This window comes from Streptosporangium minutum (assembly GCF_002149035.1).
Lineage (GTDB): Bacteria > Actinomycetota > Actinomycetes > Streptosporangiales > Streptosporangiaceae > Streptosporangium > Streptosporangium minutum.
Genome location: NZ_NGFP01000003.1, coordinates 62091 through 81158, shown reverse-complemented (window position 1 = coordinate 81158; position 19068 = coordinate 62091). Strand labels below are relative to the sequence as shown.

Annotated in this window: 16 protein-coding genes; 9 read left to right on the top strand and 7 right to left on the bottom strand. The window is 72.3% G+C overall.

Going from position 1 to position 19068, the window contains the following annotated elements:
• Positions 1–13 precede the first annotated feature (13 nt).
• Positions 14–910 (top strand): TIGR03564 family F420-dependent LLM class oxidoreductase, encoded by an 897-nt coding sequence (locus CA984_RS01285; protein ID WP_086566945.1) that lies wholly within the window; start codon positions 14–16, stop codon positions 908–910.
• Between the two features lie 69 nt (positions 911–979).
• Positions 980–1264: a hypothetical protein gene (locus CA984_RS45775; protein WP_165781053.1), complete on the top strand. Its 285-nt coding sequence runs from the start codon at positions 980–982 to the stop codon at positions 1262–1264.
• Positions 1265–1383: 119 nt separating this feature from the next.
• On the opposite strand, the gene CA984_RS01275 is transcribed toward CA984_RS45775, so the two are convergent.
• On the bottom strand, positions 1384–2139 hold the full coding sequence (locus CA984_RS01275) for a PaaX family transcriptional regulator C-terminal domain-containing protein (RefSeq protein ID WP_086566943.1): 756 nt from the start codon (positions 2137–2139) through the stop codon (positions 1384–1386).
• A 77-nt stretch (positions 2140–2216) separates the two neighbouring features.
• On the opposite strand from CA984_RS01275, the gene CA984_RS01270 reads away from it, so the two are divergent.
• The 3 genes from CA984_RS01270 to CA984_RS01260 all read left to right on the top strand — a co-directional run bounded on the left by CA984_RS01270 (position 2217) and on the right by CA984_RS01260 (position 5965).
• Positions 2217–3971 (top strand): acyl-CoA dehydrogenase family protein, encoded by a 1755-nt coding sequence (locus tag CA984_RS01270; protein WP_086566940.1) that lies wholly within the window; start codon positions 2217–2219, stop codon positions 3969–3971.
• A 112-nt stretch (positions 3972–4083) separates the two neighbouring features.
• Positions 4084–5295, top strand: coding sequence for a sensor histidine kinase (locus tag CA984_RS01265; protein ID WP_086566938.1), 1212 nt, complete (start codon positions 4084–4086; stop codon positions 5293–5295).
• 40 nt (positions 5296–5335) lie between these two features.
• Entirely contained in the window at positions 5336–5965 is a 630-nt protein-coding gene (locus CA984_RS01260; RefSeq protein WP_086567002.1) for a response regulator transcription factor, read from the top strand.
• Between the two features lie 105 nt (positions 5966–6070).
• Here CA984_RS01260 and CA984_RS01255 read toward each other — a convergent pair whose 3' ends face one another.
• Both CA984_RS01255 and dapD read right to left on the bottom strand, forming a co-directional pair.
• The gene (locus CA984_RS01255) at positions 6071–6685 is read right to left on the bottom strand and encodes a hypothetical protein (protein ID WP_086566935.1); all 615 of its coding nucleotides are present in this window, start codon (positions 6683–6685) and stop codon (positions 6071–6073) included.
• Between the two features lie 174 nt (positions 6686–6859).
• Entirely contained in the window at positions 6860–7837 is a 978-nt protein-coding gene (gene dapD / locus CA984_RS01250) for a 2,3,4,5-tetrahydropyridine-2,6-dicarboxylate N-succinyltransferase (protein WP_207620631.1), read from the bottom strand.
• Positions 7838–7931: 94 nt separating this feature from the next.
• On the opposite strand from dapD, the gene CA984_RS01245 reads away from it, so the two are divergent.
• A complete protein-coding gene (locus CA984_RS01245) occupies positions 7932–8549 on the top strand; it encodes a glycoside hydrolase family 25 protein (protein ID WP_165781052.1) in 618 nt (205 codons plus the stop codon).
• A gap of 57 nt (positions 8550–8606) precedes the next feature.
• Entirely contained in the window at positions 8607–10586 is a 1980-nt protein-coding gene (gene thrS, locus CA984_RS01240; protein ID WP_086566930.1) for a threonine--tRNA ligase, read from the top strand.
• Between the two features lie 196 nt (positions 10587–10782).
• Here thrS and CA984_RS01235 read toward each other — a convergent pair whose 3' ends face one another.
• On the bottom strand, positions 10783–11370 hold the full coding sequence (locus tag CA984_RS01235) for an Asp23/Gls24 family envelope stress response protein (protein ID WP_086566927.1): 588 nt from the start codon (positions 11368–11370) through the stop codon (positions 10783–10785).
• Between the two features lie 151 nt (positions 11371–11521).
• Here CA984_RS01235 and CA984_RS01230 point away from each other — a divergent pair, with 151 nt between their 5' ends.
• Positions 11522–12073 carry an HIT family protein gene (locus CA984_RS01230; RefSeq protein WP_242675660.1) on the top strand — a complete coding sequence of 184 codons (552 nt, stop codon included), beginning with the start codon at positions 11522–11524 and terminating at the stop codon, positions 12071–12073.
• On the opposite strand, the gene CA984_RS01225 is transcribed toward CA984_RS01230, so the two are convergent.
• From CA984_RS01225 to CA984_RS01215, 3 genes are all read right to left on the bottom strand, one after another.
• Positions 12016–14133, bottom strand: a complete 2118-nt coding sequence (locus CA984_RS01225; protein ID WP_086566923.1) for a hypothetical protein — start codon at positions 14131–14133, stop codon at positions 12016–12018. The genes CA984_RS01230 and CA984_RS01225 overlap by 58 nt on opposite strands.
• A 251-nt stretch (positions 14134–14384) precedes the next feature.
• Positions 14385–15983 (bottom strand): glycoside hydrolase family 10-like protein, encoded by a 1599-nt coding sequence (locus CA984_RS01220; RefSeq protein WP_086566920.1) that lies wholly within the window; start codon positions 15981–15983, stop codon positions 14385–14387.
• A gap of 128 nt (positions 15984–16111) precedes the next feature.
• Positions 16112–18244: an elongation factor G-like protein EF-G2 gene (locus tag CA984_RS01215; protein ID WP_086566918.1), complete on the bottom strand. Its 2133-nt coding sequence runs from the start codon at positions 18242–18244 to the stop codon at positions 16112–16114.
• 196 nt (positions 18245–18440) lie between these two features.
• Between CA984_RS01215 and pgsA the strand changes: the two genes are divergently transcribed.
• Positions 18441–19058, top strand: coding sequence for a phosphatidylinositol phosphate synthase (gene pgsA, locus CA984_RS01210; protein WP_086566996.1), 618 nt, complete (start codon positions 18441–18443; stop codon positions 19056–19058).
• Positions 19059–19068 lie beyond the last annotated feature (10 nt).

The window sequence follows — 19068 nt, the reverse complement described above, 5'->3', positions numbered from 1 at the left end:
GAGTTCGGTAGCGATGCGGATCGGACTGTTGATCGACGAGCCCCAGGGGCAGGACGTACTGGGCAGGCTCCGGGGGCGGATCGCCCGCGCCGCCGACGACGGCTTCTCCTCGGTATGGATGTCCAACATCTTCGGCCTCGACGCGCTGACCGCGCTGGCCGTGGCCGGCAGCCAGGTGCCGGGGATCGAACTCGGCACCGGCGTCGTCCCCACCTACCCGCGCCACCCGGCGGCGCTCGCCCAGCAGGCGCTCACGGCCAACGCCGCCCTGGACGGGCGGCTCGCGCTCGGCATCGGGCTGTCGCACCAGATCGTCATCGAGGGCGTGTACGGCTACAGCTTCGACAGGCCCGCCCGGCACATGCGCGAATACCTGTCGGTCCTGGTGCCGCTCGTGCGCGGGGAGCAGGTGGCGTTCGAGGGGGAGACCCTCAAGGCGCAGCTCGGGCTGACGACGCCGGGCGCCGGGGACATGCCCGTGCTCATCGCCGCGCTGGCCCCGCGCATGCTCAAACTGGCCGGCGAGTTGGCCGACGGCACCGTGCTGTGGATGACCGGCCCCAAGACCGTGGCCGAACACGTGGTGCCCGCCGTCACCGAGGCCGCCCGCGCCGCCGGGCGGCCCGCGCCGAGGATCGTCTGCACGCTCCCGATCTGCGTCACCGGCGACGTGGAGGCCGCCAGGGCACGCGCGGGCGAGGTGTTCGAGATCTACGGCCAGCTGCCGTCCTACCGGGCGATGCTCGACAGGGAGGGGGCCGCGGGCCCGGCCGACGTGGCGATCGTCGGCGACGAGGACGCGGTGGCCGCCCAGATCGAGTCGCTCGCCCAGGCGGGGGTCACCGACTTCGTGGCCGCCGAATACACCTCGGACCGCCGGACCCGGGAGTTTCTCAGAACCTTGCTCTAGGAGCTCGCCCCGGAGGGCCCCGCCCCGGCCGCGCGGGCCCGCGGGGCCCGCCTCCCGGACCACCAGGACGTGACGGCCCAGCGGGTGAGCGCCGACAGGGTCGAGCCGACCGACAGCGCCGAGCCGATCGAGAAGGCCGACGTGGCCGAGCCGATCGACCCGACGGACAGGGCCGAGCCGATCGAGAAGGCGGAGGCGGCCGAGCCGATCGACCCGACGGACAGCGCCGATCCGGCGGATCCCAGGGATCCGACGGACAGGATCGAGCCCGCGGACCCGACGGACAGGATCGAGTTCGTCGACCCGACGGACAGGATCGAGTTCTTCGAGCCGATGGACCACAGCGAGTTCTGATTTTCCGGCATGACGGCCATCATGCTCCATCCGCGGACGACCGTGATCTACAGGCGGCCCGTGATCCGCGGGCGGACCGTGGTCTACGGACCGTCCGTGCCCTGCGGGCGGACCGTGCTCTACGGACGGTCCGCGGCCCGCAGGTGGTCGCGGACGAGGGCCCCGAACTCGGCCTCGAACAGGTCGTAGCGGTGCCTGAGGCCGTCGCCGGGCCAGTCGCCGGGCAGCAGGCCGGCCGGCAGCAGGGGGTCGGCCAGCAGATGGCGCAGCGCGGCGGCGGCCAGAGCGAAGCGGCCGGCGATGGTGGTCGCCGCGTCGAAGGCGCTCTGCAGCGCCCGCGCGTGCCGGGCCCAGGCGGGCAGGTCCCACAGGGATCCCGCCAGTACGGCGGGGTCCTCCTCCGGGACCGCCCGCAGGAAGGCGCACTGGCCGGTGACGACGGCGGGCCGGTCCCTGATCAGATTGTCCGGCCGCATCCACACGCCCTCGCGGACCTCGGCCAGGCGCAGCGCCGCCATGGCCTCCCGGAGCGCGGCGCGTTCGGCGGCGGGCCGCCGCTCCGCGGTCACGATCGCGACCTCCCACGCGCCGTCCCAGGCGCGGGTGCTGGGCGAGCGGCTCTCGTCCTGGCGGGCCTGCCGCAGGCGGAGGCGCTCGCTGAGCTCGTAGAAGCCGTCCGGCTGGTCGAGGTCGCCCGCGGCGACCATGCGTGACAGCGCGACCCGGACCGTGCCCTCGGAGATGCCGAACAGGGCGCCCACGCGGACCAGGCGGCCTGCTCCCAGCCGCGGGGGGTGAGTGCCCAGCAGCGTGCTGAGGATGACCGAGCGCGCGGTCAGCGGCCGGAGCCCGAGCGGGTCGTCTTCGTCCGTCATCGCCGGCCGCCGAGCTTACTCATACTGCCGGAGGTTACATCTTTTCTTCATGTGTCGCAGAAGCGTAATGTCCAGGCATGGCTTCCTACCTCATCGAGCCGGTCGACCGGTTGCCCTTCGGCGGCCCGGACAAGGCCCGGCGTTACGCCACCGAGCGCTACCGGGGCGCGGCCGGCCTCAACTGGTACGGCTCCGACCCCACGCTGCGCTTCCTGATGCGCCGCCACCTCGGCGTCGACGCCTTGGAATGGGCGGCCCCCCATCTGGAACGGGCGGGCGCGCTGATGAGCGGCCCCATCCTCGAACACGCCGAGGAGACCGACCGGAACCCGCCCCGGCTGGAGAGGTACGACCGGTGGGGCCACGACGTCAGCCGGATCGTCATGCCGCCCTCCTTCGAGGCGGCCCGCCGCGAGCTGGTCGCGGGCTCCTTCACCCGCCCGGAGTTCGCGCGGGAGGCCGAGGCCGCCGGCGCCGACCCGGTGACCATGGGGGTGGCCTGGAACTACCTGCTCTACCAGGCCGACATCGGGATGGGCTGCGCGCTCGGCACCGGCGGCGACATGGTGGTGCTCATGGCCGAGGCGTTCGCCCCCCAGGACGTCAAGGAACGGGTCAGGGAGATCTTCGCGGACGGGATGTTCTCCGGTGAGGCCGCGCAGATGTTCACCGAACGCACCGGCGGCTCCGACCTCGCCGCCCTGGAGTCCACGGCCACCCCGGCGGGGGACGCCTGGCGGCTGAACGGACTGAAGTGGTTCGCTTCCAACGCCAACGGCTCCGCCTTCGTGGTGCTGGCCAAGGCCGAGGGCGGCCCCGACGGCAGCCGGGGCGTCGCGCCCTTCCTGGTGCTGCGCGAGCGCCGCGACGGCGGGCACAACGGCATCCGGGTCCGCAGGCTCAAGGACAAACTGGGCACCAGGTCGGTGGCCTCGGCGGAGATCGAGTTCACCGACGCCGAGGCGTTCCTGCTGGCACCGGAGAGCACCGGCGCCGGCGACGGCAAGGGCCTGGGCCGGATGATGGAGCTGACCAACGGCGCCCGGCTCGAGATCGCCACGATGGGCCTGAGCTGCGCCCGGCGCGCCCTGGTCGAGTCGCTCTGCTACGCCCGCAGCCGCGAGGCCTTCGGCGCCGCCCTCATCGACCAGCCGCTCATGCGCCGCAAGCTGGCCGAGCTGATCGTCGAGGTCGAGGCGGCCCAGGCGCTGGTGTTCGACGGGTTCCACAACAGGCTGCGCCTCGGCCCCGCCCTGATCAAGCTCAGGGCCGCCCGCCTGGGCGTCACCGCGGCCAGCGACGCGATCGAGGTGCACGGCGGCAACGGCTACATCGAGCAGTGGCCGGTCGCCCGAATCCTGCGCGACGCCCAGGTCAACCCGGTCTGGGAGGGCGGCGACAACATCCTCTGCCTGGACGTGCGCCGGGCCGTCGAAAAGGACCAGCACCTGCCGTTCTTCGACCGGCTGGCGGAGGCCGTACGGCACGCGCCGCCCGGCGACGACCCCACCGCCCTGCTGGTGTCGGACCGGATCGACCGGCTGCGCGAGGCCGTGGACCGGTGGCGTGGCCTCGACCCGGTCACCGCCGAGGCCAGGCTCTTCCCGCTGGCGCAGTACATGGCCGACGTCTACGCCGCCGCGCTGCTGCTGGAACAGGCCGGATGGGAGCGCCGCGAGCTCGGCGCCGACCGCAAGTCGCTGGTCGCCCGCCTCTACGCCCGCGCCCACCTCGCCGACCCCGGCCCGCTGCGCGGCATCGACCACGTCGCCGAGGACCTCGAACGGTTCAAGGACCTCGCCGACGGCGCCTTCGTCGACGACCGGCCGTGACCGGCCACCCCGTCCTACCGCCGGGATGCCGGCGGTAGGACGGGCGACGGGACCAGACCTGGCGCCGCCGCGCACCGCCGTCGCCGGGCCGGATCACCGATAGCGTCGGACCGTGCATCACCCCCGCAACGCCCTGCAGGCTCTCGCCGGGCGGCCGTTGCGCTTCCTGTGGTCGGCATGGCCGTGGCGCTCGCTGGCGTACCTGCTGTCGGGCGCGGTGTTCGGCGCCGCCGCGGCCCTGGCGATCTCCATCGCGCTCACCGCCGGAGTGGTGGCGGCCGTGGCGCTGGCGGCGGTCGCCGTCGTGCCCTGCGGGCTCGTGGCGGGACGCTTCGAGCGGTGGCGGCTGCGGCTGGTCGACCGGGCGCCCGCCGCCGACCCGCACGAACGGCCCGGCGCTCCCGGTCCGCGCGCCTGGCTGCGCACCCGGCTGCGGGAGCAGGCCACCTGGCGCGAGGCCGGATACACACTGCTGTCAGTCCTCGCGCTGTGGTGGGTCGACCTGGGGGCGATCGCCATCGGCGGCGCGGTGCCGGGCGTCCTGCTCTCCGCGCCGTTCCAGCCCGACACGCCCCTGTCCCTCGGCCTGCCCCTGGCCCTGGCCGGAGCGGTGATCATGCCGACCGCCGCCTATCCGATCACCGCCTGGGCGGGGGCCCGCGCCACCATGGCCAGGGCGCTTCTCGGCTCTCCCGACCCCGAGCTGGCAGAGGTCGTACGGTCGCGGGCCCGCCTGGTCGACGCGTTCGAGATCGAACGGCGCAGGATCGAGCGGGACCTGCACGACGGCGCCCAGCAGCGGCTGGTCACGCTGGCGCTGAAGCTCGGCATGGCCCGGCTCGACCTGGAGCCCGGTTCCCCGGCCGCGGAGCGGGTCGCCGAGGCGCACGAGGAGGCCATGCAGGCCCTGGCCGAGCTGCGGGAGCTGATCCGCGGAGTGCATCCGCGGATCCTCACCGACCTCGGGCTGCCCGAGGCGGTGCTCGACGTGGCCGGGCGCTCACCTGTCCCGGCGGAGGTGGACATCGTGCTTCCGCGGCGGCTGCCGACGGCGACCGAGGTGACCGCCTACTTCGTGGTCAGCGAGGCGCTGGCCAACGTGGCGAAGCACAGCCGGGCCGCCCGCTGCCTGATACGCGGCCGCCTCACGCGGGAGACCCTGGTGATGGAGATCAGCGACGACGGCGGGGGCGGAGCCGATCCGGCCTCGGGCACCGAGCTGGCCGGGCTGGCCGACCGGGTCGCGGTGCTCAGCGGCACGATGTCACTGTCCAGTCCGGCCGGAGGGCCGACCATACTGAGGGTGGAGATCCCATGTGCGTAGTCCCGGCCGGCGGCTCGTCGCCGTGGTGGGCGGAGGTCCCGTGCGTGTAGTCCTGGCCGAGGACGCGGTCCTGCTCCGGGAGGGACTGGTCGGCCTGCTGGAGCGCTTCGGCCACACCGTGGCCGCCGCCGTCGGCGACGCGCCCTCGCTGATCGCCGCCGTCGAGGAGCACGGGCCCGACATCGTGGTCACCGACGTGCGGATGCCGCCCGGATTCACCGACGAGGGGCTGCGCGCCGCCTTCACCCTGCGCGCCGGCCGGCCCGGCCTGCCGGTGCTGATCCTCAGCCAGTACGTCCAGCAGGCCTACGTCGCCGAGCTCATGGACGCCGGCGTCGGCTACCTGCTCAAGGACCGGATCGGCCACGTCAGGGAGTTCGCCGACGCCCTGGACCGGGTGGCCGCCGGCGGCACCGTCGTCGACCCAGAGGTGGTCAGACAGCTGCTGACGCGCCGCCGCGACCCGCTGCGGCGCCTCACCCCCAGGGAGCGCGAGGTGCTCGCCCTCATCGCCGAAGGCCGCTCGAACGCCGCCATCGCCCGGACCCTCGTGGTCACCGAGGCCGCGGTGGCCAAGCACATCGCGAGCATCCTCGCCAAACTCGACCTCCCCCCGGCCGGGGACGACCACCGCCGGGTCCTCGCCGTCCTCGCCTACCTCCGCGGGTGAGCCGGTCTCCGGTCCCGTGACGGACCAGGCGGGTCCGCCACGGCCCCCGCGGGCGGATCAGAGGCCCAAGGGATCAGAGGCCGAAGGGATCAGAGGACGAGGGGGTCAGAGACCGAAGGCGCTCAGGGCCGCCCAGGCCGAGCCGGCGCCGACGACGGCCCCGGCGGCGACCTGGGCGGGCGTGTGGTGCCTGAGCCGCACCCTGGCCCAGCACACCGTCGCCACGATCAGCATGCCCGCTACGAGGGTCGGTGCGGCGGGCAGCACCTCGGCCAGCACCACCACGGTGCCCGCCGACACCGCCGCGTGGAAGGAGATCTTCCACCTGAGGGTGATCGGGACCGTCAGCGCGAGCGCGGCCAGCATCGCGGTCACCGTGGCGACCAGCAGCCGGGGCGCGCCCAGGGAGGCCAGCAGCACCAGCGCGACGAGCACCGCCATGACCGCCACCAGCAGCGGCCTCGTCCGGCTCGCCCGGTCGACCAGGTGATGGGAGTCCAGCCGCCCGGAGCGCACACCGGCCAGGATCACCCCGGCCGGGATCCCGCCGCACAGCGCTGAGGCCACCAGCCCCCAGCCGGCGCCGGGCCAGCCGTCCGCCACCAGCCCCACGGCCGGAGGCAGCACGATGACCAGCACCTGGGGCGCGAACAGTCCGGTGACCCACCGCGCGAGCGCCGTCGTGTCCCTCTCGCCGCGCGCCGCGTCCCGACCGGTCATGCCACTCCCATCGCCGCAGGGTCCGTGGCACAAGCCTGTCAGGTGCGCGGCTCCGGGATGAACTTCCGGAAGTCGTCGATCCGGGCGGGTCGCGGAGGCCGCCCCCGGTGCCGGGCCGCGGGAGGGGCGGTCCACCGGACGGCCCTCCCGCGGCCCGCGTCGGACCGGGCGGACTCAGTCGTTGGCGTGCAGGGCGCTGTTGAGCTCCACGCCGGTGCCCCGGCGGGGCACGACCTCCACGGCGCCGGAGGTGGAGTTACGGCGGAACAGCAGGCCGGAGGCGCCGGAGAGCTCGGCGGCCTTGACGGTGCGGCCGTCGGGGAGGGCGACCTTGGTCCCGGCGGTGACGTAGAGGCCGGCCTCCACGACGCAGTCGTCGCCGAGGGAGATGCCGACGCCGCTGTTGGCGCCCAGCAGGCAGCGGCTGCCGATGGAGATGACCTGCTTGCCGCCGCCGGAGAGGGTGCCCATGATCGAGGCGCCGCCGCCCACGTCGGAGCCGTCGCCCACCACCACGCCCGCCGAGATGCGCCCCTCGACCATGGAGGCGCCGAGCGTGCCGGCGTTGAAGTTGACGAAGCCCTCGTGCATCACGGTCGTGCCTGCGGCCAGGTGCGCGCCGAGACGGACGCGGTCGGCCTCGGCGATCCGGACGCCGGAGGGCACCACGTAGTCGACCATCCGGGGGAACTTGTCCACGCCGTAGACGGTCACCTGCCCGCGGGCCCGCAGGCGCAGCCGTACCGACTCGAAGCCCTCGACCGGGCACGGGCCGTGGTTGGTCCACACCACGTTGCTCAGCACGCCGAACAGGCCGTCCAGGCTCTGCCCGTGCGGCTGGACGAGACGGGCCGACAGCAGGTGGAGGCGGAGGTAGGCGTCGTGGGCGTCGACGGGCGCCTCCGAGAGCTTGGCGATCCCGGTGTGGACCGCGACCACCTCCACACCGCGGTCCTCGTCCGGGCCGAGCAGCGCGGCGACCGCGGAGCCGAGCGCCTCGACGGCCTCCTCCGTGGTCAGCCGCCTGGTGCCCGGAGCGGAGGGCTCACCCAGTCGCGGGGAGGGGAACCAGGTGTCGAGCACCGTCCCGTCCGGGGTGATGGTCGCGATGCCGGCACCGTGGGCGCCTGATGTCTGTGCTGCTGCGTTCACGCCGACCAAGCCTAGTCAAAGCCGGTGCAATGGCAGTACGCCGAGGGAGAGTTGGACATGTGCGCGTGTCGCCGGGGTCATTAGCGTGGCCGCCATGTTGCGTGGCATCGATGTGTCGAACTGGCAGGGCGCCGTCGACTGGGACCACCATGCCGACAACGGGGTCTCCTTCGCCTTCGCCAAGGCGACCGAGGGGAGCACCTTCACCGACAAGTGGTTCGGCAGGAACTGGACCGGCATGCGGGAGAGCTGGATGGTCTGCGGGGCCTACCACTTCGCCCGCCCCGCCGGCGACCCGGAGACACAGGCGGGGCATTTCCTGCGGGCCGTGCAGCAGGCGGGCGGCATGCGCCGCGGCGACCTGCTCGCCCTCGACCTGGAGACCAACGACCACCTGCCCGCCCGCCGGGTGGCCGGCTTCGCCCGCCGCTGGTGCCAGGCGGTCGTCGACCAGGCCGGGGTGCGTCCGGTGATCTACACCTTCCTGACGTTCGCGCTGAACGGCAACTGCGCCGGGCTGGAGGGATACCCCCTCTGGATCGCCGCGCCCGACGACCCGCGAGGCAGGCCGGACGTGCCGGGGCCGTGGGACAGGTGGACCATCCACCAGCACTCCCACATCCCCGTGGACCGCAACGTCTTCCGGGGCACCCGGGCCGATCTCACCTCGCTGGGCTACCGCCGGCGCCGCAGCGTCAGAGATATTTTGTAGCGGACACCGGTAGCATCGACGGAAGACCTCAAAGTCGCCGTCTCTCAGGGAGTCACCGTGTCCGCCGTGCCAGAACTTCGTATCACCCTCGCCGGAGCCGAGCGTGTGGTGGCGGAGGGCACGACGTACGGCGAAGCGCTCCAGGCCGACGGCCGCTCCGTGGTCGCCGCCCGCGCGAACGGCGAGCTGAGGGACCTGGCGGCCCCCGTCGCCGAGGGGGACCAGGTCGAGCCGGTCGCGGTCGACAGCCCCGACGGCCGGGCGATCGTGCGCCACTCCACCGCGCACGTCATGGCCCAGGCCGTCCAGGAGCTGTTCCCGGAGGCGAAGCTGGGCATCGGCCCGCCGGTCGACAACGGCTTCTACTACGACTTCGACGTCAAGAACCCGTTCACCCCCGAGGATCTCAAGCGCGTCGAGAAGCGCATGCGCGAGATCGTCAAGCAGGGGCAGATCTTCTCCCGCCGGCCCGTCTCCGACGAGGAGGCGCAGGAGGAGCTGGCGGCCGAGCCGTACAAGCTGGAGCTCATCGGCCTCAAGGGCGGCGCCGGCGCGCAGGAGGACGGGGCCGACGTCGAGGTGGGCGGCGCCGAGCTGACCATCTACGACAACCTCGACCCGAAGACCGGCGACCTGTGCTGGAAGGACCTGTGCCGCGGCCCGCACGTGCCGACCACCCGGTCCATCCCGGCCTTCAAGCTGATGCGCTCCGGCGGCGCCTACTGGCGGGGCAGCGAGAAGAACCCGCAGCTCCAGCGGATCTACGGCACCGCCTGGGAGTCGCGCGACAAGCAGGACGAATACCTCCACCTGCTGGAGGAGGCCGAGAAGCGCGACCACCGCAGGCTGGGCGCCGAGCTGGACCTGTTCAGCTTCCCGTCCGAGCTGGGCAGCGGCCTGCCGGTCTTCCATCCCAAGGGCGGGATCATCCGCAAGGAGATGGAAGACTACATGCGCAGGCGGCAGGGCGAGGCGGGCTACGAGTTCGTCAACACCCCGCACATCACCAAGTCGCAGCTGTTCGAGACCTCCGGTCACCTGCCGTGGTATGCCGAGGACATGTTCCCGCCCTTCGAGCTGGAGGGGGTCGAATACCGCGTCAAGCCGATGAACTGCCCGATGCACAACCTGATCTTCCGGGCGCGCGGGCGGTCCTACCGCGAGCTGCCGCTGCGGCTGTGCGAGTTCGGCTCCGTCTACCGCTACGAGAAGTCGGGTGTCGTCCACGGTCTGACCCGGGTGCGCGGCATGACGCAGGACGACTCGCACATCTACTGCACCCGGGAGCAGATGGTCGGCGAGATCAAGAGCCTGCTCACCTTCGTGCTCAGCGTGCTGCGCGACTTCGGCCTGTCGGAGTTCTACCTGGAGCTGTCCACCCGCGACGACTCCGACAAGTTCATCGGTGATCCGGCCGACTGGGACGAGGCCACCGAGGCGCTGCGCCAGACGGCCCTGGAGTCGGGGCTCGAACTGGTCGACGACCCGGGTGGCGCGGCCTTCTACGGCCCCAAGATCTCGGTGCAGGCCAAAGACGCGATCGGCCGTACCTGGCAGCTGTCCACCATCCAGCTCGACCTCAACCAGCCCAAGAGGTTCGAGCTGGAATACCAGGCCGCCGACGGCAGCCGGCAGACGCCCGTCATGATCCACCGGGCGCTGTTCGGCTCGATCGAGCGCTTCCTCGGCGTCCTCACCGAGCACTACGCCGGCGCCTTCCCCCCCTGGCTCGCCCCGGTCCAGGTCGTCGGCATCCCGATCGCCGAGGCCCACGCGCCCTACCTGCAGGACCTGGCCAAGAAGGCTCGCGAGCGGGGCATCCGGATCGAGGTGGACGCCTCCGACGACCGGATGCAGAAGAAGATCCGCAACGCGCAGAAGTCCAAGGTGCCGTTCATGCTCCTGGCGGGCGACGAGGACATCGCCAACGGCGCTGTCTCCTTCCGCTTCCGCAACGGCGAGCAGAAGAACGGCGTGCCGGTCGACGAGGCGATCAACGAGATCGCCGACGCGATCGAGCGTCGCATCCAGGTCTGACCCGGAGCGGTCTGGTCTGATCTGTCACGGGGAGTACGGCGGGCGGCTGTGGCCGCCCGCCGTACCGCTGTCCGGAGGTCCGCTCCGGGGGGCGGGCGGCCTCCACGGGGGTGGTCCGCCGTACGCCCGGCTGAGGCCGCCGGTACGGCGGGCCCCGGGACGCGGCGGCCCGCCGTACCGGGCGGCCCGGGCTCTGTCAGGGCTCGGCGGGCGCCTCCGGGTGGTCCTCGCCGGGCAGGCGCACGTCGTCCACGTTGACGTTGACCTCGACGACCCGCATGCCCAGCATCCGGCTGACCGTGCGGGCCACGTTCGTCTTGACCTCGTTGGCCACGTCCATGACCACGTGGCCGTACTCCGCCACGATCGCCACGTCCACCGCGACCGTGCGGTCCTGGACGTGGGCGCTCACGCCCCGGGGGCCGCGCCTGGCGCCGGCGCGCTCGCGGATCGGCTGTACCGCGTCCGTGAGACCCGAGCCCAGGTCGGCGACGCCGGCCACTTCGAGGGTGGCGAGGGCGGCGACCTTCTCCACGACCTCGTCGGCCACCTTGATCCGTCCCTTGACCACGGCCGCGGCGACCGGCTCGGCGACCGGCTCGGTGACCGGCTCCAGGTCGGCCACGGAGACCACAGGGGCCACAGGGGGCACCGAGGGGATGGTGATGGGAGGCGTGGAAGGGATGGAGGAGGTGGACAGGCTCAGGGAGAACGGGCGGGCGGTGGTCGTTTCAGCGGGAGAGTCGGTCTCCTCGGTGATGTCCTCGACGGAGACGTCGGTCATGGGGTGCTCCTCGGCTGTTGATGGTCACGCTCGCTGGGATTCTGCCGGAAATCTGCACCATTTGTCCGCCGCAGCCGTCCGAGGGGCATCCTGGGCCCTCTGACGGGAGTCGCCAAACCGAACAAATCCACTTGGCAATATGCTGATCGCCATGAACGAAGAGCCAGAGGCGCAGCAGGGGGCAGGGACGCCGGACGCGTTCGAAAGACTCTGGACTCCTCACCGGATGGCCTACATCAAGGGGACGAACAAGCCGACGGGGCCGGGCCCGGACGACGGCTGCCCCTTCTGCGAGATCCCCGCGATGAGCGACGAGGACGGGTTGATCATCGCCCGGGGCCGCTCGGTCTTCGCGGTGCTCAACCTCTACCCGTACAACTCCGGCCACCTGATGGTCTGCCCCTACCGGCACGTCGCGGACTACGCGGACCTGGACGACGGCGAGACCGCCGAGCTCGCCGACTTCACCAAGCGGGCGCTGGCCGCCCTGCGCAAGGCCAGCGGCGCGCAGGGCTTCAACGTGGGAATGAACCTCGGCGGTGTGGCGGGCGCGGGCATCGCCGCCCACCTGCACCAGCATGTGGTGCCCCGCTGGGGCGGGGACACCAACTTCATGCCGGTGGTCGGCCACACCAGGGTGCTGCCTCAGCTGCTCCGCGACACCAGGGAACTGCTCGCCGGCTCCTGGCCCGCGTCGCCGTAGCGGCCCGCGCCGTCACGGAGGACCTTGACGCCCACCGACAGCGTGAGCGGCACCCCCAGGGCGAGCGCCATGGAGAGCACGGCCGCGCCCGAGTCGTTGACCAGCATGCCGACGACCCCGCTGACCAGGGTGCCGACCAGGCCGGCCCGCAGCGCGGGGGAGTGGCCGAACGCGGCCGGGAGGACCCCGGCGCTGGCCGCCCCCGGCCGCAGCAGCGCGTAGACCAGGAACGCGACCGCGGCGATCACGATCGGCATCAGGTTGGGGCTGAGCAGCGTGCCCAGCATCGCCCCGAGCTTGCGGCCGATCACCTCCGTCGCCTCGCCGGTGAACACCTGGCCGACGAAGCGGCCCAGATGTGACTGGGAGCCCGGCGGGCGCATGTAGTCGAGGTAGGCGATGGCCATCACGATGACGCCGCCCGCCACGCAGAACGCGCCCAGCTTGACCAACGAGACCCGCCTGCCCGCGATCAGCAGGGCGGTCACCGCGATGCCGGGCACGAACGCGATCACACCGCCGAAGTCGCTGCCCACCCCCGGCCAGCCGCCCATGATCATCGCCGAGCACCCCAGCACCGCCACGACGGCGACCCCCGCGGTCCTGCGGCCCCGGCCCGCCAGCCGGTGCGCGATCACGGTGGCCAGCAGCAGAACCGAGGTGGCGAAGAGCGCGAACGGGATGTTGCCCAGACCGGAGTAACGGGCGCCGACCACGGCGGTGTATCCCATCACGCTGTTGAACTGCAGGGTCGTGCCTGTCAGCAGGTCACCGGCGAGCACCGCCCCGGTGACCCCCGTCACGACGGCCAGCGGTCCGAGCGGGGCGCGCCGCCAGGGGCCGGCCAGCGCCACCGCGGACAGCAGGAGCGTCCCCCCGGCGATTCCGCCGACCAGGGCGAGCACCGGTGCCGGGCTGTGGTGCCAGGGGGCGAGGTTGACCAGGTAGGTCGACACGGGGACGGACGCGAGAGCCAGCGCCGCCACGCGGATCCCGCCGAGCCCGCGCCCGCGGCGCATCAGCAGGAACGCGGTGAGGTAGAAGAGGACCTGGAGCGCGGCGACGGTGGTGAAGAAGACCCCGCCCACGTTCCTGATCGTCTGCCCGGCCACGTCGGCGTTCACCAGCGCGGTCCGCGCCGCCTCCGTGCCGCCGGTACGGCTCCCGCCCGCCTGCCAGGGCACCCCGACCACGGTCGCCGGTGTGGGAATGCCCGTCACCGTGAGCATCGTGGCGGTGATGTCCGGCAGGATCGAGACGTCCTCGCGGTGAGTGGAGGCCGCCCCCAGGAACCGGCCCGAGACGTCCGCGGCGCGCATCATGGTCGCGCGCAGGTGCGGGACACTCCCGTGGTCGGCCAGGCCGGCCAGCAGCACGGTGGTGTCCTGGGGCAGGGCGTCCAGCACCGCCCCGACCCCGGCGTCGGCCCGCCGCAGCGCCGCCGCCCGCTGCGGCGGGGTGAGGCTCTCCTCCACGGCGGGCAGCCGTCCACCCGTCACGTAGGGCCTGATCAGGTCGTCCACGTCCACGGCGATCACCCGGCACTCGGTGAACGCGCCGGGGCCGATCCGCGCGGGGGAGGGGGCGTAGCGGTCCACCTTCCCCGTCCGGTCGGCCAGCGCCATCGCCGCGCCGGGACCGACCGCGGAGGTGCACTCCCCGGCGGCGTGCACGGCCTCGCCGAGCGTCCCGGCGTTCTTCTGCCGGGCGACCCGGTGCAGGTAGGCGTAGTCGGGGATGACCGCGCCGGCCGTGCCGGGGACGGGCTCCGGCGGGAGGCCGCAGCCGTAGCCGACCGCGGACCTGACCCCGGCCGACACCGTCAGCCATCCGTCGTAGGGGCACGTCACCCGGCCGACCGCGCGCACCGACAGCGAGCCGACCGCGCTCTGCCCGGCCAGCCGCCACAGGTTGGGCGTGCTCGCGGGGCTGAGATCGCTCCACTGGAGGCCGGGGACCCCGATCAGCGCCACCCGACCGCCCGCGGGCGCGGCGGCCTGCGCCGCCGTCGGCCACAGGACGCTCATGACCAGCGCTAACGCGGCAAGCGTCTGCCTCACCGGTGACCTCCCCGACCTCGCCAAATGCTGGCACCGTAGGGGAACATTGTCCCCCCGTCCAGCGGATCCGTTGATCGGCTTCCGTGTCGGGTGGGGCGGCACGCCGCCCCCGGGGCCGGCGGGCCCGAGGTGGTGTGGGTGACGGCTCAGGTCAGCGCCACTCCCGGGGCCCGGCGGGCCCAGAGGGGGGCGGGTGACGGCTCAGGTCAGCGGTGCCCCGGGTCCTGTCGGGCCCGGGGGCAGGCGCCGGCTCAGGGCGCGGCCTTGGCGGGGGCGCTCTCGTTGTGCAGGCGGTCCAGGGAGCTGACGAGGTAGGCGCCGCCGCCCGAGACGGGGAAGGACTGCCGGTCGCCGCCCGCCGCGGGGACGACCGCGACGAGGTTGCGGGCATCGGCGGTGGCGCACTCGCCGACCTTGCCGGAGGGGATCTGGTAGACCGCGTAGGAGGCGGCGCCGGGAGAGCCCTTCCAGCTGAGCGCCGTGCCCTGGAGCTTCACGTCGGCGGGCTGGGCGGGCGCCTGGCCGCCGAGATCCTTCATCAGGGGCAGCAGCGCGGGGTGGGAGTAGTGGTTCTTGACGATCAGGTCCAGCACGCCCAGCGGGTTGGTCAGCAGCTGCTTGGCGTTGAAGTAGACGTCACCCTTGACCTGCTTGTGCTTGCGGTTCTTGGTGAGGTGCGAGGGCAGCTCGCCGGGCCTGGTCCAGGCGGGGGTGTCGGTGCTGCCGACCCGGTAGAGGGCCTGCCCGATGTAGAGGTGCACGTCGGTGCCCTTGACCTCCTTCGCCCACCACGGCATCAGCACGTCGTAGTCGGCGGCCTTGAAGCCGCTCGGCCAGTAGAGCTGCGGCGCGACGTAGTCGACCGTGCCCTTGCGGATCCAGTGGCGGGCGTCGGCGTAGATGGAGTCGTAGGCCGACATGCCCGCGGTGGCCGAACCGGTGGGGTCCTCGGACTTGTTGCGCCAGATCCCGAACGGGCTGATGCCGAACTTCACGTGCTGCTTCGTCCCGTGCACGGCCTTGTCGACCTGCGCGATCAGCTTGTCGACGTTGGCGCGGCGCCAGTCGGCCAGCTTCTCGCCCTTGCCGTACTTCTTGAAGGCGGCGCCGTCGGCGAACTGCGCGCCCCCGCCCGGGTAGGGGTAGAAGTAGTCGTCGAAGTGGACTCCGTCGACGTCGTAGCGCTTGACCACGTCCGTGATGACCGAGGTGACGTGGTCGCGGACCGCGGGCAGGCCCGGGTTGTAGTAGACCAGGCCCTCGTGCTTGACGATCCACTCGGGGTGGACCCGGGCCGGGTGGTCGGCCGGGAGCTTGCTCACGTCGCCGTCGTAGGCGGCGCGGTAGGGGTTGAACCAGGCGTGGAACTCCAGCCCGCGCTTGTGGGCCTCGGCGACCAGGAAGGGCAGCGGGTCCCAGCCCGGGTCCTTGCCGGCCGTACCGGTCAGAAACTTCGACCAGGGCTCCATCGACGACTTGTAGAAGGCGTCGGAGGCGGGCCGGACCTGGACGAACACCGCGTTGAGCCGGCGCTTGACCGCGTTGTCGAGGATCCTGACGTATTCGGCCTGCTGCTTGGCGGCGGAGAGGCCGGTCCGCGAGGGCCAGTCGATGTTCTTCACCGTGGCGATCCAGACGCCGCGCAGCTGCCGCTTGGGATACCTCGCGTCGGTGGTGCACGAGGCCGTCTGGGAGGCCGCGGTCGTCTCGGAGGTCGTGGTGGTGGCGCCGGGCGCGCGCTTGAGAGCCGTGGGCTTGGTCACCTGGGCATCCGGGCCGAAGGCGTAGGCGGCGCCGGTGGTGACGACGGCGAGGGCGGCGGCGACGAGCAAAGGGCGTCCGGTTCGCATGGTTCCTCAGTGTGGCATCGGGACCGGCGTGCTTTGGCCGGAAAAAAGAAATCGTTTCGTGACGTCACCGTTACGTGGGGAACTTTTTGGGAGGCGTGAGCCGGATGGTTCACGCCTCCCGGGGACGATCAACCGGCGACCTTGTCCACCAGATGGGCCGGGAGCGGTTCGTAACGCAGGAAGGTGCGCTGGAACGTCCCCGTGCCGTGTGACATCGATCTCAGATCGATGGCGTAGCGGGTGATCTCCAGCTCGGGCACCTCGGCCCGGACGAGGGTACGGCCGACGCCGACCTGCTCGGTGCCGAGGACCCGGCCACGGCGGGAGGACAGGTCGGACATCACGGCGCCGACGTGGTCGTCGGAGACCAGCACGGCCACCTCGTCGACCGGTTCCAGCAGCAGGGTCGGCACCTTGGCCGCGGCCTCCTTCAGCGCGAGCGCCCCGGCGATCTGGAAGGCCATGTCGGAGGAGTCGACCGAGTGGGCCTTGCCGTCGTACAGCGTCACCCGCACGTCCACCATGGGGTAGCCGGCCACCACGCCGCGCTGCATCTGGTTGCGGACGCCCTTCTCCACCGAGGGGATGAACTGGCGCGGGACCACACCGCCGACGATCTTGTCCACGAACTCGAAGCCCTCGCCGGAGGGCAGGGGCTCGACCTCCAGGTGGCAGATGGCGAACTGCCCGTGACCGCCGGTCTGTTTGACGTTGCGTCCCAGCGCCTGGCACCGGCCGCCGAAGGTCTCCCGGAGCGGGACCCGCAGCTCGATCTTCTCCACCTCGACGCCGTGCCGCTTGCTCAGCCGGTCCAGCAGCACGTCGGCGTGGGCCTCGCCCATGCACCACAGCACGAGCTGCCGGGTCTCGGGGTTGTTCTCCAGCCGGAGCGTGGGGTCCTCGGCGACCAGCCGCTGCAGCGCCTGGCCCAGCTTGTCGTCGTCCGCCTTGGACCTGGCCTGGATCGCCACCGGCAGCAGCGGTTCGGGCATCGTCCAGGAGGTCATCAGCAGCGGCCGGTCCTTGTCGGAAAGGGTGTCGCCGGTCTCCGCGCGCGACAGCTTGGCCACCGCGACGATGTCGCCGGCCACGCATTTGCCGGTCGTGCGCTGGTGCCTGCCCAGGGGCGAGGACAGCGCGCCGATGCGCTCGTCCACGTCGTGGTCCTCATGACCGCGGTCGGCCATGCCGTGTCCCGAGACGTGCACGGTCATGTCCGGGCGCAGCGTCCCGGAGAACACCCGCACCAGGCTGATCCGGCCCACGTAGGGGTCGCTGGTGGTCTTGACGACCTCGGCCACCAGCGGTCCTTCGGGGTCGCAGGCGATGCCGGCGACCGGCGTGCCGTCGATCTCGGTGATCTCCGGCATCGGGTGCTCCAGGGGGGAGGGGAAGCCCTGGGTGATGAGTTCGAGGACCTCCGTCGCGCCCACGCCGGTCCCGGTGGCGAGCACCGGGTAGAAGCCGCCGCGCGCGACCGCCTTCTCCAGGTCGTCGATGAGGACCTTGGTGTCGATCTCCTCCCCGGAGAGGTAACGGTCCATCAGGGACTCGTCCTCGCTCTCCTGGATGATCCCCTCGATCAGGGCGCCGCGGTACTGCTCGATCTGGTCCTCGTAGGAGGACCCCGGGGCGTTCTCGGTCCGGGTGCCGGTGGCGTAGTTGTAGAACTTCTGGGTCAGCAGCCCGATCAGGCCGTTCATCCGGCCGTTGGTGACCACCGGGAGGTACAGCGGGGCCACTCCCTCGCCGAAGAGGTCCTGGCAGGCGGTGAGGGCCTCCTCGAAGTCGGCCCGCTGGTGGTCGATCTTCGTGATCACGACCGCCCGCGGCATCCCGACCGTGGCGCACTCCTCCCACAGCATCCGGGTCAGGCCGTCCACGCCCTCGGACGCCGAGACCACGAACAGCGCCGCGTCGGCCGCGCGCAGCCCGGCGCGCAGGTCGCCGACGAAGTCGGCGTAGCCGGGGGTGTCCAGCAGGTTGATCTTGATGTCGTTGTGGACCACCGGGGCGACGGTCAGGTTCACCGAGCGCTGCTGGCGCACCTCGACCTCGTCGAAGTCGCTGACCGTGGTGCCGTCCTCGACCCGGCCGGGCCGCTGGACGGTCCGGGTGGCGGCCAGGAGCGCCTCCACGAGCGTCGTCTTCCCCGCACCGGAATGGCCGACCAGCACGACATTCCTCACCATGTCCGGCCGGTCGGCCGCGGGCGCCCTCCCCGCGGCTCCCGCTGCCCCGCCGGTTGCCTTCTCTGCCACGTCGCCTCCCGCGTCGTTGCCGGAGCGCGGCCAGGTGCGGCCACACCCTCGGGTCCGCTGCCGCGTCCGTACACTGCGAGGACGCGGTCTGTTCACCAAATACCCATGTGGCGAATATCACAAGAGCTCCGGGCCGATCCGCTTGCGGAGCGTTGGATGCACGCTCACATGCGGATTGGCCTACGATCAGAGCGCGATGCTGAAACTTCTGCGCCCCGCCGTAACCCGAGTCTTGACCCCCCTGGGCAGGGCGCTCGCCCGCCGAGGGATCAGCCCCAACGTGGTCACCGCGGTCGGCACGCTCGGCACCGTCGCCGCGGCCCTCTTCTTCTACCCCCGTGGTGAGTTGTTCCCCGGCACGGTGGTGATCACGTTTTTCGTGCTGGCGGACCTTCTCGACGGGGTCATGGCCAGGATGGTCGGGAAGGGAAGCCTCTGGGGCGCCTTCCTCGACTCCACCCTCGACCGGGTGGGCGACGCCGGGATCTTCTCCGGGCTGGCGATCTGGTTCGTGGTGAGCGACCAGCGGGTGCTGGCCGGGGTCGCGCTGTTCTGCCTGGTGGCCGGCGCGGTGGTGTCCTACGTCAAGGCCAGGGCCGAGGGGCTGGGCATGACGTGCGACGTCGGCCTGGCGGAACGGCCCGAGCGCCTGGTCGTCGGCCTGGTCTCCGCCGGTCTCGGCGGCCTCGGCGTGCCCTACATCCTGGCCGCCGGGCTCTGGCTGCTCGCCGCCGCCAGCGCGGTCACCGTCGGCCAGCGCCTGCTGCACGTCCGCCGCCAGGCCGTCTCCGTCCCGCCCCAGACCCTCCGCTGATCGGGAGAGC

Bases quoted from the DNA above. Each gene is read 5' to 3' on its own strand.
- CA984_RS01285 (WP_086566945.1), top strand. From the start codon at position 14: ATGCGGATCGGACTGTTGATCGACGAGCCCCAGGGGCAGGACGTACTG.
- CA984_RS01275 (WP_086566943.1), bottom strand. From the start codon at position 2,139: ATGACGGACGAAGACGACCCGCTCGGGCTCCGGCCGCTGACCGCGCGC.
- CA984_RS01270 (WP_086566940.1), top strand. From the start codon at position 2,217: ATGGCTTCCTACCTCATCGAGCCGGTCGACCGGTTGCCCTTCGGCGGC.
- CA984_RS01255 (WP_086566935.1), bottom strand. From the start codon at position 6,685: ATGACCGGTCGGGACGCGGCGCGCGGCGAGAGGGACACGACGGCGCTC.
- CA984_RS01245 (WP_165781052.1), top strand. From the start codon at position 7,932: ATGTTGCGTGGCATCGATGTGTCGAACTGGCAGGGCGCCGTCGACTGG.
- CA984_RS01235 (WP_086566927.1), bottom strand. From the start codon at position 11,370: ATGACCGACGTCTCCGTCGAGGACATCACCGAGGAGACCGACTCTCCC.
- CA984_RS01230 (WP_242675660.1), top strand. From the start codon at position 11,522: ATGAACGAAGAGCCAGAGGCGCAGCAGGGGGCAGGGACGCCGGACGCG.
- CA984_RS01220 (WP_086566920.1), bottom strand. From the start codon at position 15,983: ATGCGAACCGGACGCCCTTTGCTCGTCGCCGCCGCCCTCGCCGTCGTC.
- pgsA (WP_086566996.1), top strand. From the start codon at position 18,441: ATGCTGAAACTTCTGCGCCCCGCCGTAACCCGAGTCTTGACCCCCCTG.